This is a genomic window from Leucobacter ruminantium, from assembly GCF_017565705.1.
Lineage (GTDB): Bacteria > Actinomycetota > Actinomycetes > Actinomycetales > Microbacteriaceae > Leucobacter > Leucobacter ruminantium.
In genome coordinates, this window is record NZ_JAGDYL010000010.1 from 54,378 (window position 1) to 71,613 (window position 17,236).

The following is a 17,236-nucleotide window of genomic DNA, read 5'->3' on the forward strand; positions in this document are numbered from 1 at the left end:
TCACAAGCCTACCAATCGAGCGGTCTGGTATTCCCAATCAGGCAGATGTCCTGGTTCGGCCCCACGGCGGGCTGCACGGTCGCCACGAAGCTGCGGTCCCCGGCGACCAGCTGCCCGATCAGGCAGTCGGCGCCGAATCGCGCGGACACGAAGATGTTGTCGGCCGCGAGCCCCGTCTTGCTCTCGTCGAAGCTCACCTGCATGGTGTCGCGGTTGAAGCCGGCCGCCACGAGCGAGTCGACGAGCGGCGCCCCGAGCACCGGCCCGTCGCCCGCGGCATACGTGCGCATCGTCTCCGTGAAATAGGGCAGATTGTCGGCGGCCGATCCCTCGGGGAAGAACTCGGGCGCGGTCTCGGGCTCGGCCGGGGCCTCGCGCTTCGGGGTGTCGGGGGTGGGGCCCTCGAGCAGGGCGCAACCCGTGGCCGACGCGGAGAGCAGCCCGACGAGGAGCAGCGGTGTCAGAACGCGGAGGGCGGGTTTGCCTGTGGTGAGCACTCTGACAGTCTACGCAGCGAGGCGGGGCGGAATCCGAGCGTCTGCCGTGTCCGTCCGAGCCGCGCCGCCGTGTGCATCTCCTCCGCGCCGCGGGGGATCCTCCCTCCACAGCGCGAAGATTCGCGAATATCCCGCCAATCGATTCACATCGGGGGTCGCGGGCCTCCCGACGCGGCCACCGGTGTCGCAGGCTGGTGCCGAGGGGCGGGGCGTATCCCGCACGGCGCGTCCCGCTCCTCGCCGCGGCGCTGCTGCCGCGCACTCGAAGAGAAGGAGATTCCCATGTCCAACCGCATCACTGTCATCGGCACCATCGCGACCGCCCCGCACATGATCGGCAACGACCCGGCGCGTTCGCTCTGCACGTTCCGCCTCGCGAGCAACGAGCGCAGGTACGACCGCGAGAAGGGAGAGTGGATCGACGGCACGACCAACTGGTTCACCGTCAACGTCTTCCGCACGCTCGGAGATCACGCGAAGGAGTCGTTCTCGACCGGCGATCGGGTGCTCATCACCGGGCGCCTGCGAGTGCGCCGGTGGGAGAACGAAGGCAAGTCGGGCAACTCCGTAGAGATCGACGCGGAGGCGCTGGGCCACGACCTGCGCTGGGGCGTGTCGCGCTTCGCTAGGCGCGGCGGGGCTCGCCCGCAGGGCGGTGCGGAACAGGCCGCGGCCGCTCATCCGGCCGGGTCTCATCCGGCCGGCGCGGTGAGCGGATTCGAGGCGCCGGACTCGGGCACGCCGGGTTTCGGAAGCGCGGTCGGATCAGGCGGCGCAGGCGACTCGGGGAGCTCGGGCGGCGAGGGATCCGCGGCGGCCGAGACGGGAGTCGAGGCCGTGGCCGCATGACACCTGCGGCGCGGTGCGGCTTGGCGCGGTGCGGCCTGGTGCGACCCGCTGTGGCTCGGCTCAGCGCAGATATTCGGCGAACCTGGCGCGCACCTTGTTCGCCTTCGGCACCGCGACGGCGAGGCAGTAGCCCTGAGTCGGGTTCTTGGCGAAGAAGTCCTGGTGGTACTCCTCGGCGGGGGTGACCTCGCCGAGGGGCTCGATCGTCGTCACGATGGGAGCGTCGTACCACTGGGAGGCGCGCTCGATCGCCGCTTCGAAGACCTCTCGCTGGGCATCGTCGTGGGGGAACATCGCGGAGCGGTACTGCGTGCCCACGTCGGCGCCCTGTCGGTTCAGCTGCGTGGGGTCGTGCATCGTGAAGAACGCGTCGAGGATCACCTCGGCCGGGATCACGGTCTCGTCGAAGACGACCTCGACGGCTTCCGCGTGGCCCGTCGCCCCGGTGCAGACCTGCTCGTAGTTCGGGTTCGGGGTCGTGCCCCCGGTGTAGCAGGAGATCACCTGTTCCACACCTCGGAGTTGCCGGTATGCGGCGTCGAGGCACCAGAAGCACCCGCCGGCGAGCACGAAGCTCGTGGTCATGATCGCTGCTCCCCGTTCTGCTCGTGCCCCTCGCCGGGCTGCTCCCCGTCCCGCACCTGCCGCGTCGCATCGCCCGCCGAGGGCTGCGCGTCCGCTTCGGCCCGCCACCAGGTGTCGAAAGGCGCGACGGGCAGGCGGCGTTTATGCTCGGTTCCGGTGTAGCGCCGCTCGAGGTTCTCGGCGGCGGCGTCGGATACGGGCTCGCCGCGCAGGTAGGCGTCGATCTCGGCGTAGGAGACTCCGAGGCTCGACTCATCGCTCTGTCCGGGCTCGCCGTCGAGCAGGTCTGCGGTGGGAACCTTCTCCCAGAGCCGGTCGGGGGCTTCGAGCACACGCAGCATGTCGGCGCCCTGGCCCTTCGTGAGCCCGGCGAGCGGTGTGACGTCGGCCGCGCCGTCGCCGAACTTCGTGAAGAAGCCGGTGATCGCTTCGGCCGCGTGGTCGGTGCCGATCACGAGGAGGCGCCGGTCACCCGCGATCGCGTACTGCGCGACCATGCGCATGCGGGCTTTGACGTTGCCCTTGTTGAAGTCGCTGACGGGTTCGCCCGTCGCCGCCGAGACCTCGGCGACGAGCCCGTCGACGCCGGGGGCGATGTCGACGGCGACCGAGCGGTCCGGCTCGATGAAGGAGAGCGCGAGCTGCGCGTCGGCCTCGTCGTGCTGCACGCCGTAGGGCAGGCGCACCGCGATGAACTCGGCCTCTCGGCCTTCCCCGCGCAGTCGCTCGACCGCGAGTTGCGCGAGCTTGCCCGCGAGCGTCGAGTCCTGTCCGCCGGAGATGCCGAGCACAAAGCCTCGGCAGCCGGGGATGGAGCGCGCGTAGTCGGCGAGGAAGCCGACTCGCCGGTCGACCTCGGCCGCGGGGTCGATGTCGGGTACGGCGCCGAGCGCCTCGATGATCCGTTGCTGCTTCTCGCTCACGTCTTCCACCCTACTCCGGTGACTTTTCGTGCGGGTTACGCCCTCGGCTGATTCAGACGAGCACCTCTTCCACCGGCAGCAGGCACTTCGGTCCGAGCATGCCCTTGAGCTCGCCGAACAGGTCGGCGGTGATGCGCACCTGCTCGCGCAGTTCGAAGATGCGCACCGAGTTCGGCGTGATGAGGTTCAGGTGCACTTCGCTCTCTCCGCGGTGACGGCGGAGGGTGGAGCGCAGCTCCTCCATGAGAGGTTCGGTCGCCCTGGCTTCGGTGAGGGTGAGTTCGAGCGTCGTCGCGTCCTCTTGAACGCCGGCGTCGATCGGTTTCACACCGTACGCATGCATGGACATGCCGTCGTCGCGCGAGTTCATCTTGCCCCGCAGCGCCACGATCGAGTCGGGCTGCAGCAGGCTGCCGAACTCCTGGTACGACTTGCCCATGAAGAGCGCCTGCACCTCGCCGGTGAAGTCCTCGAGCGTCACCATGCCGTAGAGGTTGCCCGACTTCGCGGTGCGGTGCTGCACGCTCGTCAGCAGCCCGGCGAGTGTGACGATCTCCCCGTCGTAGCCGGGGCTCGCCTCGGTGTTGGTCGCCTGTTCGACCGTCACGGACGCCTCCTTGGCGAGCGCGCTGTCGAGCCCGCGCAGGGGGTGGTCCGAGACGTAGAGCCCCAGCATCTCGCGTTCGAAGGCGAGCTTGTCCTTCTTCGTCCACTCGGGACGGTCGGGCACCTGCGAGACGGTTTCCACGGTCTCACCCGCGGCCTCGGCCGCTTCGGCGAAGAGGCTGTCGAAGTCGAAGCCGACGTCTCCCTTCTCCTCGGCGCGCTTCTCCTTCACGGCGCTCTCGATGGCCTGCTCGTGGATCTCGACGAGCGCGCGACGCGTGCCGCCCAGTCCGTCGAACGCGCCGGCCTTGATGAGCGATTCGACGGTTCGCTTGTTCAGGGCGGTGAGCGGGGCCTTCTTCAGGAAGTCGTGGAAGCTCTCGAAGCTGCCCTGCGACTCGCGCGCCTCGCGGATCGCCTCGACCACGTTGGTGCCGACGTTGCGGATCGCACCGAGGCCGAAGCGGATGTCGTCGCCGACGGCGGAGAAGTTGGCGAAGGAGTCGTTGACCGCGGGCGGCAGCACCTTGATGCCCATGCGGCGGCACTCGTTGAGGTAGATGGCCAGCTTGTCCTTGGAGTCGCCGACGCTCGTGAGCAGCGCGGCCATGTACTCGGCCGGGTAGTGGGCCTTGAGGTAGGCGGTCCAGTAGCTGACCACGCCGTAGGCTGCGGAGTGCGCTTTGTTGAAGGCGTAGTCGGAGAAGGGGAGCAGGATGTCCCAGAGCGCCTTGATGGCGGCCTCGGAGAAGCCTCGCTCCTTCATGCCCCCGGAGAAGCCCTCGTACTGCTTGTCGAGCTCCGACTTCTTCTTCTTGCCCATGGCGCGGCGCAGGATGTCCGCTTGGCCGAGCGAGAAGCCCGCCACCCGCTGGGCGATCGACATCACCTGCTCCTGGTAGATGATGAGGCCGTAGGTGGTGTCGAGGATGTCCTTCAGCGGTTCCTCGAGCTCGGGGTGGATGGGCGTGATCTCCTGCAGCCCGTTCTTGCGCAGCGCGTAGTTGGTGTGCGAGTCGGCGCCCATCGGGCCCGGGCGGTAGAGCGCGAGGACGGCCGAGATGTCTTCGAAGTTGTCGGGCTTCATGAGGCGCAGCAGACCGCGCATGGGACCGCCGTCGAGCTGGAACACCCCGAGGGTGTCGCCGCGGGCGAGCAGTTCGTAGGAGGGGGCGTCGTCGAGTTCGAGGCGTTCGAGGTCGAGTTCTTCTCCGCGGTTGAGGCGGATGTTCTCGAGCGCGTCGGAGATGATCGTGAGGTTGCGCAGCCCGAGGAAGTCCATCTTGATGAGGCCGAGGCCCTCGCAGGTCGGGTAGTCGAACTGGGTGACGATCTGGCCGTCCTGCTCGCGCTTCTGCAACGGGATGATGTCGATGAGCGGGTCGCTCGACATGATCACGCCCGCGGCGTGCACGCCCCACTGACGCTTCAGCCCTTCGAGGCCGCGCGCTGTGTCGTAGACCTTCTTCGCGTCGGGATCCTCTTGCAGCACGGCGCGGAACTCGGCCGCCTCCTTGTAGCGGGGGTGCTCCGGGTCGGTGATGCCCGAGAGCGGGATGTCCTTCGCCATCACCGCGGGCGGCATCGCCTTCGTCAGCTTCTCTCCCATGCCGAAGGGGAAGCCGAGGACGCGCGATGCGTCCTTGAGCGCCTGCTTCGACTTGATGGTGCCGTAGGTGACGATCTGCGCGACGCGCTCGTCGCCGTACTTCTCGGTCACGTACTTGATGACCTCGCCGCGGCGACGATCATCGAAGTCGACGTCGAAGTCGGGCATCGAGACGCGGTCGGGGTTCAGGAAGCGCTCGAAGATCAGGCCGTGCTGCAGCGGGTCGAGGTCGGTGATCCTCATCGCATAGGCGACCATCGAGCCGGCGCCCGAACCGCGGCCGGGTCCGACGCGGATCCCGTTGTCCTTCGACCAGTTGATGAAGTCGGCGACGACGAGGAAGTAGCCGGGGAACCCCATCTGGGTGATGACGCCGATCTCGTACTCGGCCTGCTTGCGCACCTCGTCGGGGATGCCGTTCGGGTAGCGGTAGTGGAGGCCCTTCTCGACCTCTTTCACGAACCAGCTGTCCTCGGTCTCGCCGGCGGGCACCGGGTAGCGCGGCATGTAGTTGGCGGAGGTGTTGAACTCCACCTTGCAACGCTCGCCGATCTCCAGCGTGTTGTCGCACGCGTCGGGGTGGTCGCGGAAGATGTGCCGCATCTCGGCCGCGGTCTTCAGGTAGTAGCCCGAGCCGTCGAACTTGAACCGGTTGGGGTCGTCGAGGCGGGATCCCGACTGCACGCACAGCAGCGCGGAGTGCGCCTCGGCGTCGGCCTCGTGCACGTAGTGGAGGTCGTTGGTGGCGACGAGAGGGATCGAGAGGTCGCGTGCGATCTTGATGAGGTCCGTCTGCACGCGCCGCTCGATCTCGAGCCCGTGATCCATGAGCTCGCAGAAGAAGTTCTCCCTGCCGAAGATGTCCTGGAACTCGGCTGCGGCCTTGCGCGCCTCGTCGTATTGCCCGAGTCGCAGGCGGGTCTGGATCTCGCCCGACGGGCAGCCCGTCGTCGCGATGATCCCCTTGGCGTAGGTCTGGAGCAGCTCGCGGTCCATGCGCGGTTTGAAGTAGTACCCCTCCATCGACGAGTAGCTCGAGAGACGGAAGAGGTTGTGCATGCCCTCCGTGGTCTCGGAGAGCATCGTCATGTGGGTGTAGGCGCCGGCGCCCGAGACGTCGTCTCCGCCGCCGCTCCCCCAACGCACGCGGGTCTTGTCGCTGCGGTGCGTGCCCGGCGTCAGATAGGCCTCGATGCCGATGATCGGGTTGAGGCCGCGATCCCTCGCCTGCTTCCAGAAATCGAAGGCGCCGAAGGTGTTGCCGTGATCGGTGACGGCGATCGCCGGCATGCCCTGAGCCACGGCCGCATCCATGAGCGGGCCGACGCGGGCCGCCCCGTCGAGCATCGAGTACTCGCTGTGCACGTGCAGGTGTACGAACCCGTCTTTCTCAGACACCGATTGAGCCCCTTTCGCCGACCCCTCCAGGGTAGCGCGGCCTCCGACGAAGAAGCCCGACACGGCCCATTCGGTCACCGCTCGGATGCGGACTCCCAGGGGACGATGGCGTCGACGCCGAGGCCGAGGAAGTGCGCCCGCCTCACACCGAGACGCGCCCTTTTGCACGAGATGACCCGGTATGCACGTAGATCAAGGGGTCATCTCGTGCAGATGGGGTCAGGTCGGTGCGCCCGGAGGGATACGGACGGATGTTGATCCCAGCCGATAAGAACGGAAGGTTTGGCGGTGCGCCACTCAGAAGCCGTAGGCGGTGGCCGTCTGGTAGAAGATCAGGGCTGCCAGGGCGCCGACGACGACTCCGATGTACCCGAGGGTCAGCCCGGCGGCGGCCAGGCCCCACCCGCGTTCGTGCGTCCGGTTGATCTGAGAGACGGCGATATGGCCGAGCACGATCGCCGCGACCGAGAGGAAGAAGGAGAGCACGAACGAGAGAACGGCAAGCGTGTTCGTCTTCTCGACGAGCACCAGCTCCCCTCTCTGCACCTTCGCGTTCCGCCTCACCCCCGCGGCTATCACGCACCCGATGCCGACGAGGATCAGAAGAATCAGCAGAATGGTAACGGGATCCAAAGGTGCTCCTTACATAGGTCGCGCGAGGCCCGGTTCGACTCCGTCCGCAGGCGGATCGGTAGCACAGCGGTAGGGCGGAGAGCCGAGCGTTGCAACCAACACAAGCAGAGGCGGCGCGCTCCGACGTCGAGTTCGGGTCGCTTCCGAACTTTCCGGAAATCCCGGAAAGCCGCGCAAACCCTGCGCTCCGATAGACCGGCAGGGATCAAGCCCCGCGATCGGACACGTCAAACCGAACGTCGGTACACCCGTGCATCGCGGCGACATGCGTGCTTATGCACGAGCTGCCCCGTTAACCACGTGCATGAGAGGTCAGCTCGTGCATAAGGCCGCGACTCGCGACGGGCAGTAGATGCACACGACCTCGATAGATGACCTGGAGCTGATCCGCTGACCGTTATGAGTTGCCCGTCGACGAGCACCCGGCCCGAGCCCGATCGGCGCACTCCACCAGTACATTTCGTCTCGGCGGTGAGCGGTTCCACGGTCGGCGTCGGCTGATTCGGTACACGAAGCGGCAGACTCACCGAGTCGGGCAGGCTCCTGGGCGCACGCTTCTGACAAGCGCGAACCCAGGCCAGAGGGTGAAGTGATCAGCCGATCTGTAGAAGTGCCGCGTCGTGTTGCCGCACAGCATCCGCCAACGTTGCCGCAAGCTTCTTGGAGCCACCGAAACTTACGGTGTTTCGAGCCCCACCCCATGCACGGGCGAAGCCCGAGTCGCCGAGCGCGATGATCGCGAGCAGCCTGTGGTCCCCTTCATCATTGACGTGAACCTGAATGGCAGAAGATCCCCCGATGAGGCCGTTCTTCTCCACGAGAACTGCGAGATCCGAGGGATCATCGAGCGCGTCGAACTGCACAGGACTGATAGTCGCGTTCCCGCAGGCTGCGCGCACGATCTGCCTCAACGATCCAACGTCCAGACTGGAACGATAGATATTTTCCTCTTGCTTCATGATTTCCTTTTCCGTATGTCCGGCCTTTGCAACAGCTTGAGTTCGTTTTGAACGATCAGTTCTCGCGGTTGCAGTGCGGGCAGTTCCAGCGTCCGGCCGCGCTGCCGAAGCCCGGGTCGATGTAGAAGGCGCCGCCGCAATGACGACAGGTCACCCTGCTCTGGTTGTGCCACCGGACGGGCTGACGGTTCCTGTGTACATAGCCATGTCATGAGTCCTTGTACCCCCTCCCCCCAATCAAGCGCACCGGCTCAACGCACGCAGCCGGTTCGGGCCGGTTCCGAACTTTCCGGAAAATCCGAACGGCCTCGGTGGCTCGTTCGCGCGCCCCGGACCCGCCCCGATGCCAACGCGAATCCGCCCGAACCCGACACGCAGCCCTACGCCAAGAGCCTCCCGACGCCGGGGATCCGCCGGATCAGCATCGCGGCGGCGAGGCTCGGCACCAGCACGAGCACGGTCAGGACCGGCACCGACAGCCAGGGCTGCGCGAACTCCGTCGTGATCCCGAACTGCCGATACGCCCACTGCACGAGCGGATGGATAAGGTAGATCCCGAACGAGTAACCTCCCAGCAGCGCGACCGCGCGGCGCCACCCCGGCGAGAGCGAGAAGCGCCGACCCCAGGCCCGCGCGAGCGCGAACAGGGCGATCGCGACCACCGCGACGTTCGGCGTGACGAAGTCGAAGAACAGCTCGTCGGGCTCGCCGCTGTGGGCCGAGACGAGCAGCGTCCCGATCCCTGTGGCGACGACTCCGGCGATACCGCCCGCCGCGAGCCACGCGAGCACCGCGGGCGAGAGATCCGCGCGATCCAGCAGCAGCCCGAGGATGAAGAACGCCGAGTAGCCGAGCACGAGATCGAACCGCATGTCCCCGAGCACCTCGGAGATCACCTCCCCCGCGACCGGCAGGTGCTCGAGCAGCGGGAGCACGGAGGCGAACGGCAGCGCGAGAGCGACGAAGTACCAGGCGACGCGCCGATCCCTCACCACGGGTCTCAGAATCGGAACCGCGAGATAGAGCCCCGTGAGCGCCAGCAGGAACCAGAGGTGGAAATGCCCGGTCAACGCGTCCCTCGCGAACTCCGCCGGGTCGCGGCTGCCGCCCGGCCCGTAGACGCCGACCAGGGCATAGCACAGCGACCAGCAGGCGAACGGGATCAGCAGCCGCGGGATGCTTTTGCGGAAGAGGGATCCCATCGCCACCTCGCGCTCGGGCGCGAGGAACAGCGCGCCCGACACCATGAAGAAGACGGGCACGCAGAAACGCAGCGCTGAGCCGATCCAGGTCAGCTGATCGGCGCGCGAACCGCCCGGGGGAAGCTGGTGCCACTCAGTGATGGAGGCGTGGATCACCACCACCGCGATGATCGCGACGGCTCGCAGAACCTCGAGGTACTCCACCCGCTGCCGGACCGGGGCGGAGACGGATGCCGTCGCCTCTCCCATGCCGACAGGCTAACAAGCCGCACTGAGGTGGCAGGGTCTTCGGAGGCTGCGTCGCTATGGTGGCTCGCGCGGGGAGCCTGAGCTTGGGACGGGTTCTTCCGCGTGCACGCACGAGAAGGGAGCACTCGATGGTCGGAACGTACGCCCCTCGCGTCAGCATCGTCATCCCGGTCTACAACGCGATGCCCTACCTCACGGGCGCCCTGGAATCGCTGCTCGCACAGGATCTGCGGGAGTTCGAGATCATCGCGATCGACGACGGCTCCACCGACGGCTCGGGCGACGAGCTCGATCGCTTCGCCGCGGCCGACGAGCGCGTTACCGTCGTGCACCAGCCGAACAGCGGCTGGCCCGGTATGCCGCGCAACCGCGGCATCGAGCTGGCGCGCGGCGACTTCCTGTTCTTCATGGACGCCGATGACACGATGGCCCCGAACGCCCTGGGCGATATGGTACGGATGGCCGAGGGCGAGGGATCCGGCCGACCGGCCGACGTGGTCATCCCCCGCTTCGAGGGATCGGGCGGCAGGCGCGTGCAGGCGCTCTTCGCGCGGCACCCGCACGGCGACATCTCGATCGCTCGCGCGATGGAGACGCTCTCACCGCAGAAGCTGTTCCGCCGCGAGCTGATCGAGCGCGCCGGCCTGCGTTTTCCCGAGGAGAAGGTTCGGCTGGAAGACGGCATCTTCGTGACCCGCGCCTACACGCTCGCCAGGCGCATCCTCTTCTGCGGGCGGGGGCCGCTCTACTTCATCGCGCTGCGCGACGACGGCCAGAACATCTCCTCCCGCACCATCGACCCCGACAACTACGTGGGTTCCTGCCGCCGCATCGCGCAGATCCTCCTCGAGGGGGTGGCCGATCGCACCGCGGCCGAGCGGCTCGTGCTCCAGTTCTTCCAGCGCAAGGGGCTGCGCTTCTACGTTCCCAAGCGCTGGGATCGCATGACGCCCGAGACGAGAGTCCGCTGGGTCGAGCTGCACCGCGCGTTCCTCGCAGACCTCGTGCCGGAGGAGCTCGAGGACTCGGTCTCGCACCCCACCGACCGGTGCAAGCTCTCCCTCATCCGCGCAGGCGACGTCGCGGGCCTCGCCTCCCTGATCGCGGCAGAGCCGATACTCGAGCATCTCTCGCGCGCGGCCTCGGTGCGGGCGACTCCGCGAGGGATCGAGGTGGGCGTCTCGATCGCGCCGACCGCTGACGACTCGCCGCTCCGAGACGCCGTCCCGTCTGCTGGGCGCCTTCGCACGGTGCGCCGCGTCGACCGCGCGCTGTCGGCGTTCGGAGGCAATCGCTACGCCCGTGGGCTCGACCGCCGCATCGCGGCCGTGCTGACACGGGGAGCGCCCACCCTCGGCCTGCTGCTGAGCGGGCGCCGCGGCTACCGCACCGTCGCGCTCTCCGGCCGCCTCGTGGATCACGACCCGCGGACGGGCGCGCTCGAGTACGCCTTCGTGCTCTCGCCGAAACTTCTGAAGAGTTTCGGAAAGGACCGGGTAGACATGTGGACGGTGGCCGGCACGGCCGACGGCCTCACCGGGGCGCGGGTGCGCCTGGGTGCGGACGACTCGGCGATCGAGGCCGGCGTCTCCGATCGCTTCTACCGGACCGACGGCGGCAACGCCGCGCTGCGTGCCGCACGCCCCTGAGACGGGCTGAAGCGTTCGGCTCCTCGCACTGCACGCGCGAGTTCGAGCGCATAGGCGTGGGCGAACAGCACGTGAGCACTCACCGTCTCTGCTCCGTCTGCCCCGTCGAGGTGCGCAAAGGATCTCTCCGCCGCACCGTGTTGGGCGTCTGCGGCGACTGCCCCGTCGAGGGTTGCTCGCCGCACTTCCCGAGTCTGATCCAGCATCCCCTGCACTGTCTCCTCCACTCCGCGGGGCGTCAGCGCCGAGCCCCGCTGCTTCACTTTTCCTCAGTCTGCTCTTCGCCGGGAGCATGCGACGCCATTCCGGTACCGAATCGAAACTTCCGGAAAATCGAAACGCCTCTCACTCGTGCTCGAGTAATCGTTCCGCGGGTTTCAGGCGCTGTTCGGATGTCGAACGGAAAATTCGAACCCTTGAGAATACGCCGTTCTCCCTTGCCTCCGGCGGGATCTGGCGAAGCTGGTCGCGAGCCGCCCCTATCCTGTTGTGCAGACAGACTTCGTCGTTTCCGGGAGCCCCGAACACGCGCGTTCGGAGCATCGGAACAGTCGACCAGCGGAGGAACCATGTCAGACACGGCCGTCAAGGACGAGGGCGGAGTTCGGGAATCCGGCCCGGATTCCGTGCAGGAGTTCGCGAGTGCGCTTCGCGACCTCAGGCGCACCGCGGGCAACCCCACGCTCGCCGCACTCAGCACGCGCACGGGCATCTCGAAGAGCGTCATCTCCGTGGCGTTCTCGGGCAACGCGCTGCCCACGGAGAACACGGTGCTGAAGCTCGTCACGGAGCTCGGCGGGAATCAGCTCGAGTGGCGGTTGCGCCGCAACGCGCTCGACCCGCGCAGCACCTCGTCCGTCGCCGATCTCGAAGAGGTCCGGCGTCGGCGCTTCTCCCCCACGCAGACCGCCGTCATCGCCATCACCGCCGCGCTCGTCTCCGCGGTGGCGACCAGCCTCGTCTGGGGCGTACTCGGTGGCGGGGCGAGCCGGAGCGCCGGGCCCCCGGAGAACGCCGAGGGGCCGTATCTGGCGGCCGCGAACGGCGTCGACCCGATGCGGACGAAGTGCAAGGATGACGCGGTGATCGCAGCGTCCGAGGCCCGGCTCGACAACCAGGTGCACGTGCAACTGCTGTACTCCAACGACTGCCTCGCCGTCTGGGGGCGCGTCACGCGCTACGACGGCAAGACCGACGGCAACACCATGACCATGCGCATCTGGCCGATGGACGATCCGGACAGCGAGCGCAATCAATCGCGCACCGATATCAACCTGCAGTCGCTCTACACACCGATGATCATCGAGCCGGACGTCTCGGCTCGCATCTGCGGGCAGGCTACCGTTACCGTCGACGGTCGTACCGAAGACCTCGGGCCGAAGCTGTGCGTATGAGTCCGGTCGGCGGGAGACGCCGCCTCCGCGCCGCGGGGGTCGCCGCTCTGTGGGCGATGCTGCTCGCCGGGTGCACCGCATCCGCCGGGCAGGACCGCCAAGGCACCTGGTCCGAGTTCGGTCCCTTCGAGAGGTTCGAGGCGAAGGCCGCGGAGAGCGGGCAGCCCGGCCCGATCCAGATGCGCCTGCCAGGGGGCGTCATCGTCGACCTCGACGCCGAAGAACTGCTCGGCACGGGCCCTGGTCTCCCCGCGAGAGACGACTACACCGTGCTCTCGCAGCAGTACAGCCACACCCTCGACGGTGAGGAGCCCGTGATCGTCGGCCTGGTGCAGACGCGGCGCGAGATGCACTACCGCGGCTACAGCGACTACGAGTACGTCACCTTCGTTCTCGGCGTCAGCGCCGATCCCTCGCCCAGGGAGCTCACGAGAACCCGCATTCTGCGCGGTGGCAAGCACTCCGCGTCGTTCGCCGGACGCTCCGACCTGGGCGTCGTCGCGGTGCTGCTCGACGGGGAGCTCAACACCGACTCGACCCCCGACAGCCGCGTCGTCGGCGTCGATGCGGTGCGCGGCACCGAGGTCTGGGTGAAGGAGCACGGCTACCCGGTCTACGGAGACGGCACGGCGCGGTTCTACCTCGCCCCCAGCCCGAAGAGCTGCGCGACGGAGGTGCAGCGCTATACGGTCGCCACCGGGATCGCCGAGAAGATCGAGAACTACCCCAACACGGATGCGGAGCAGGGCGGCACCTGCCGCACCGCTCAGGAGGAGGAATCCACCTCCTGAGCGGCGTCCACTACCCCGCCAGCACGTCGAGTGCGTGCTGCAGGTCCGCCGGATACACGGACGAGAACTCGACGGCCTCGCCGCTGCCCGGGTGTCTGAAGCCGAGTCGCATCGCGTGCAGCCACTGCCGCGTCAGCCCCAGCCGCGCGGAGAGCGTCGGATCGGCCCCGTACATGCCGTCGCCCACGCACGGGTGCCGCTGCGCGGCCATGTGCACGCGGATCTGGTGCGTGCGCCCAGTCTCGAGCTCGATCTCGAGCAGCGAGGCGTAGGGAAACGCCTCGATCGTCTCGTAGTGCGTCACCGACGGCTTGCCGTCGCGCGTGACGGCGAACTTCCACTCGTGGCCGGGATGGCGGCCGATCGGGCCCTCGATCGTTCCCGAGAAGGGATCCGGGTGCCCCTGCACGACCGCGTGGTAGATCTTGTCGACCTCGCGCTCCTTGAAGGCGCGCTTCAGCTCGCTGTAAGCCCGCTCGCTCTTCGCGACAACCATCAGTCCGCTCGTACCCGCATCGAGACGGTGCACGACGCCCTGGCGTTCGGGCGGCCCCGAGGTGGCGATGCGGTACCCGGCTCCTGCCAGCGCCCCGAGCACCGTAGGACCCTCCCAACCGAGCGAGGGGTGCGCCGCGACGCCGGCCGGCTTGTCGACCACGACGATGTCGTCGTCGTCGTGCACGATGCCGAGCTCGGGCAGGTGCACGGGGACGACCTCGGGCCCGCGCTTCTCCTCCCACGACACCTCGAGCCAGCCGCCGGCCGTGAGGCGATCGGACTTGCCGAGCTCGCGGCCGTCGAGCTCCACGCCGCCCGCCTGCGCGATCTCCGCGGCGAAGCTCCGCGAGAAGCCGAGCAGCTTCGCGAGAGCCGCGTCCACACGCTCGCCGACGAGACCGTCGGGCACCGGCAGGCTACGGCGTTCCATCGGTTTCCCCCTCCGCTGCACGCTCTCCCGCGGTCGGCTCATCCGAGGCCGACTCGTCTCCGACCGACCCGTCCTCTGCCGCCTCACCGCCTCTGATGCGGGGCGAGCCGTCGATGGGCAGCCCGAGCAGCGAGACGATGACGAACAGCCCCATGCCGGTGACGATGCCGATGTCGGCGACGTTGTAGATGGCGGGGTTGAAGCCGAGCCACATCCAGGGCGTGAGGATGAAGTCGACGACGTGCCCCTCCGGGAAGCCGGGCGGCCTGGTCAGGCGATCGGTCAGGTTGCCGAGCACGCCGCCGAGCAGCATGCCGAGGAACAGCGCCCACGGGATCGAACGGAGCCTGCGGATCTGCCACAGGATCACGACGACCACCAGGGCGGCGAGCACCGTGAAGATCCAGGTCGAGCCGCTCGCGAAGGAGAAGGCCGCACCGGGGTTGCGCACGAAGTGCCACTGCAGGAAATCGCCGATCACCGGCACGCTCTCGCCCTCGGTGAGATGCGAGACGACCCAGTTCTTCGTGAGCTGATCGGCCGCGTACACGACGACCGCGACCGCGAGGAGGAGGAGCGGAACGAGACGTCGCCGCCCCGATGCCGGGACGGCGACGTCGTTCGTCACCTCGGAAGCGTCGTTCACGCTCCGGGTTACTGCAGGCCCTCGGGCGCGCCCGAGGGCTCGGGCGAGCCGTCGAGGCCGCGAAGCTGGGACTGGATGTACGAGCGGAGCGTCGAGCGGTACTCGCTCTCGAAGGAGCGGAGCTCCTTGATCTTGCCCTGGAGGTCGCTGCGCTCGTCGCCGAGAATGCGGAGCTCGTCGGCGCGCTGCTTCTGCGCTTCCTCCACCATCTGCTTCGCGGTGCGCTCGGCGTCGGAGATCATCTCGTCGCGCTTCGCCTCGGCCTCGCTGATCAGCCGGTCGCGGGTGGTCTCGCCCTCCTGAACGTGCTTGTCGTGCAGCTCGAGCGCGAGCTGCAGCATGGCGCTCGACTTGACGGCGTCGGGCTGGGCACCCGCGGCTGCGGGAACCTGCGCGGGGGCCGCCGCTACGGGGACCGGGGCCGGAGCGGGCGCATCGACGACGATGGTCTGCTCGGAGGCGGCGGTGTCGGACTGCTCGGAGCGGGATTCGCAGGCTTCGAGCTTAGCGGTCAGATCCTGGATCTGGGCCCGCAGCTCGTCCTTCTCCTGCTCGTGCTGGCGCAGCTCCTCCACGATCGTGTCGAGAAAATCGTCGACCTGGTCGAGGTCGTAACCGTCACGGAACTTCGTGATCGTGAACTTCTGATTCACGACGTCTTCGGGGGTCAGTGCCATCGTTCAGTCTCTTTCGGTTTCGGAAGACCACTGCCGTGGTCATGAACAACGCTAGCAAAAAAGATCGGATACGCGCAGTGCGCCTGTTGCGCCCCGCGGTCGATCCCTCACCACCAGCCGGGGATGAAGGCGAGCAGCAGCCAGCAGGCGAGCATCGTGAGCATCCAGCCGAGGTCGATCGCGATGGTTCCGAGCCTGATGGGAGGGAGGACCCGTCGGAACATGCGGATGGGCGGATCGGTCACGGTGTAGACCACCTCGACGAGCACCGCGAGCGGGCCGCGGGGCCGGAATCGCCGGTTGAGCACCACGATCCAGTCGAGGACCAGGCGCCCCCAGAGCACCAGCGTGTAGATGCGGAGGAGCACCCGGACGACGGTTCCGACGGCGAGGACGATCTCCACGGCTTACGCGGAGGGGGCGACGAAGAAGGAACCGCTGTCGTGCCTGCGGTCGTCCTCGCTGCTCGCCTCGATGTGCTCGGGCGAGAGCAGGAAGACCTTGCTCGTCACCCGCTCGATGCGGCCGTTGAGCCCCATCGTCAGTCCGCTCGCGAAGTCGATCAGTCGCTTCGCATCGGCCTCCCCCATGCGCGAGAGGTTGATGATGACGGGCACGCCCTCGCGGAAGCTCTCGGCGATCACCTTGGCGTCCCTGTACTCGGCGGGGTGCACCGTCAGGATCTCGTTCATCGCCTGCGGCGCGGCTACCGGCTTCGTGGGCGTGACGCGGCGCAGCGGGGTGACGGCCGCGCGCTGCGGGGCGGGGCGGGTGGCGGGAGCCGGCTTGGCAGCAGCGGCTTCCTTGGGCGCAGCGCTCTCCTTCGCAGCGGGCGCCTGAGCGGCCTGCTCCTCGAGCTCTTCCTCGGCGAGGCCCAGGAACACCATGGTCTTCTTCAGCGGGTTGCTCATCTTCTCTCCCAACGGTGAGTTGTTCCGAGACTATCGGGGGTCGGGGCGTTTGCCCGTGATTGCACTGCCGATGCGCAGGTGTGTCGCGCCCGCGGCGATCGCCTCGGCGTAGTCGTGGGTCATTCCGGCCGAGATCGCCGCGGCGTCGGGGGCGAGGGATCGCAGACGCTCGGAGTAGCCCGCGAGCCTGGCGAAGGCGCTCGCCGCGTGCTCCTCCTCCGGCAGGGGCGCCACGGCCATGATCCCTCGCAGCCGCAGCGTCTGGGTCTCGAGCACCCGCTCGGCCAGCCGTTCGAGGTCTTCCGGCGCCGCGCCCCCTCGGCCCGGATCCTCCGTGAGGTTCACCTGCACGAACGCATCGATGGGCCGCTCGACCTCGGCAGTGGCGAGGGCGTCGACGAGGCGCTCCCGGTCGATCGAGTGGATGGAGCGCGCGTACTGCGCGGCCTGACGCGCCTTCTTCGTCTGCAGCTGGCCGATGAAGTGCCAGTGCAGATCGAGGGCCGCGAGTTCGGCGGCCTTCGCCTGCGCCTCCTGGTGGCGGTTCTCCCCCACGTCGCGCACGCCGAGCTCCGCGAGTTCGGCGACGAGGCTCGCCGGGTGGAACTTGGTGACGACGATGAGGGTCACCTCCTCGGGATCGCGGGAGACGTCCAGACATGCTGCCGAGACGCCCTCGCGGACCGTCGCGAGACGCTCGGCGAGGCCGGGGTGCTGCTCGGGCATCGGC

General features: G+C 68.0%; 17 protein-coding genes. 4 read left to right on the forward strand and 13 right to left on the reverse strand.

From position 1 onward, the window contains the following. Nucleotides 1-8: 8 nt before the first annotated feature. Nucleotides 9-497: a DUF6993 domain-containing protein gene (locus tag J4H91_RS07765; protein WP_208045692.1), complete on the reverse strand. Its 489-nt coding sequence runs from the start codon at nucleotides 495-497 to the stop codon at nucleotides 9-11. 282 nt (nucleotides 498-779) lie between these two features. Between J4H91_RS07765 and J4H91_RS07770 the strand changes: the two genes are divergently transcribed. Then, nucleotides 780-1,346, forward strand: a complete 567-nt coding sequence (locus J4H91_RS07770) for a single-stranded DNA-binding protein (RefSeq protein WP_208045693.1) — start codon at nucleotides 780-782, stop codon at nucleotides 1,344-1,346. Nucleotides 1,347-1,406: 60 nt separating this feature from the next. Here the strand turns inward: J4H91_RS07770 and msrA are convergent, their stop codons facing one another. The 6 genes from msrA to J4H91_RS07800 form a co-directional block, all read right to left on the reverse strand. After that, the gene (gene msrA / locus J4H91_RS07775; RefSeq protein WP_208045694.1) at nucleotides 1,407-1,931 is read right to left on the reverse strand and encodes a peptide-methionine (S)-S-oxide reductase MsrA; all 525 of its coding nucleotides are present in this window, start codon (nucleotides 1,929-1,931) and stop codon (nucleotides 1,407-1,409) included. Next, nucleotides 1,928-2,854, reverse strand: a complete 927-nt coding sequence (gene nadE / locus J4H91_RS07780; RefSeq protein ID WP_208045695.1) for an ammonia-dependent NAD(+) synthetase — start codon at nucleotides 2,852-2,854, stop codon at nucleotides 1,928-1,930. The genes msrA and nadE overlap by 4 nt, the downstream gene beginning before the upstream one ends. A gap of 52 nt (nucleotides 2,855-2,906) precedes the next feature. Beyond that, nucleotides 2,907-6,416, reverse strand: a complete 3,510-nt coding sequence (gene dnaE / locus J4H91_RS07785; protein WP_243752775.1) for a DNA polymerase III subunit alpha — start codon at nucleotides 6,414-6,416, stop codon at nucleotides 2,907-2,909. 348 nt (nucleotides 6,417-6,764) lie between these two features. Then, a complete protein-coding gene (locus tag J4H91_RS07790) occupies nucleotides 6,765-7,100 on the reverse strand; it encodes a DUF4190 domain-containing protein (protein ID WP_208045697.1) in 336 nt (111 codons plus the stop codon). Nucleotides 7,101-7,693: 593 nt separating this feature from the next. Continuing rightward, on the reverse strand, nucleotides 7,694-8,059 hold the full coding sequence (locus tag J4H91_RS07795; RefSeq protein ID WP_208045698.1) for a hypothetical protein: 366 nt from the start codon (nucleotides 8,057-8,059) through the stop codon (nucleotides 7,694-7,696). A 380-nt stretch (nucleotides 8,060-8,439) separates the two neighbouring features. Further along, entirely contained in the window at nucleotides 8,440-9,510 is a 1,071-nt protein-coding gene (locus J4H91_RS07800; protein ID WP_208045699.1) for an acyltransferase, read from the reverse strand. Between the two features lie 128 nt (nucleotides 9,511-9,638). Here J4H91_RS07800 and J4H91_RS07805 point away from each other — a divergent pair, with 128 nt between their 5' ends. The 3 genes from J4H91_RS07805 to J4H91_RS07815 all read left to right on the forward strand — a co-directional run bounded on the left by J4H91_RS07805 (nucleotide 9,639) and on the right by J4H91_RS07815 (nucleotide 13,344). Next, nucleotides 9,639-11,159 carry a glycosyltransferase family 2 protein gene (locus tag J4H91_RS07805; RefSeq protein ID WP_208045700.1) on the forward strand — a complete coding sequence of 507 codons (1,521 nt, stop codon included), beginning with the start codon at nucleotides 9,639-9,641 and terminating at the stop codon, nucleotides 11,157-11,159. Between the two features lie 569 nt (nucleotides 11,160-11,728). After that, the gene (locus J4H91_RS07810) at nucleotides 11,729-12,553 is read left to right on the forward strand and encodes a DUF2690 domain-containing protein (RefSeq protein WP_208045701.1); all 825 of its coding nucleotides are present in this window, start codon (nucleotides 11,729-11,731) and stop codon (nucleotides 12,551-12,553) included. Then, nucleotides 12,550-13,344 (forward strand): hypothetical protein, encoded by a 795-nt coding sequence (locus J4H91_RS07815; RefSeq protein ID WP_208045702.1) that lies wholly within the window; start codon nucleotides 12,550-12,552, stop codon nucleotides 13,342-13,344. The genes J4H91_RS07810 and J4H91_RS07815 overlap by 4 nt, the downstream gene beginning before the upstream one ends. A 10-nt stretch (nucleotides 13,345-13,354) precedes the next feature. On the opposite strand, the gene J4H91_RS07820 is transcribed toward J4H91_RS07815, so the two are convergent. The 6 genes from J4H91_RS07820 to J4H91_RS07845 form a co-directional block, all read right to left on the reverse strand. Next, the gene (locus tag J4H91_RS07820; RefSeq protein WP_208045703.1) at nucleotides 13,355-14,272 is read right to left on the reverse strand and encodes an RluA family pseudouridine synthase; all 918 of its coding nucleotides are present in this window, start codon (nucleotides 14,270-14,272) and stop codon (nucleotides 13,355-13,357) included. After that, nucleotides 14,259-14,900 carry a signal peptidase II gene (lspA, locus tag J4H91_RS07825; protein ID WP_208045704.1) on the reverse strand — a complete coding sequence of 214 codons (642 nt, stop codon included), beginning with the start codon at nucleotides 14,898-14,900 and terminating at the stop codon, nucleotides 14,259-14,261. Before lspA ends, J4H91_RS07820 begins: the two co-directional genes overlap by 14 nt. Nucleotides 14,901-14,926: 26 nt before the next feature. Then, nucleotides 14,927-15,595 carry a DivIVA domain-containing protein gene (locus tag J4H91_RS07830; RefSeq protein ID WP_208045705.1) on the reverse strand — a complete coding sequence of 223 codons (669 nt, stop codon included), beginning with the start codon at nucleotides 15,593-15,595 and terminating at the stop codon, nucleotides 14,927-14,929. A gap of 107 nt (nucleotides 15,596-15,702) precedes the next feature. After that, nucleotides 15,703-15,999, reverse strand: coding sequence for a YggT family protein (locus tag J4H91_RS07835; protein ID WP_208045706.1), 297 nt, complete (start codon nucleotides 15,997-15,999; stop codon nucleotides 15,703-15,705). A gap of 3 nt (nucleotides 16,000-16,002) precedes the next feature. Then, on the reverse strand, nucleotides 16,003-16,506 hold the full coding sequence (locus J4H91_RS07840) for a cell division protein SepF (protein ID WP_208045707.1): 504 nt from the start codon (nucleotides 16,504-16,506) through the stop codon (nucleotides 16,003-16,005). Nucleotides 16,507-16,536: 30 nt separating this feature from the next. Next, entirely contained in the window at nucleotides 16,537-17,232 is a 696-nt protein-coding gene (locus tag J4H91_RS07845) for a YggS family pyridoxal phosphate-dependent enzyme (RefSeq protein ID WP_208045708.1), read from the reverse strand. Between the last annotated feature and the right edge of the window lie 4 nt (nucleotides 17,233-17,236).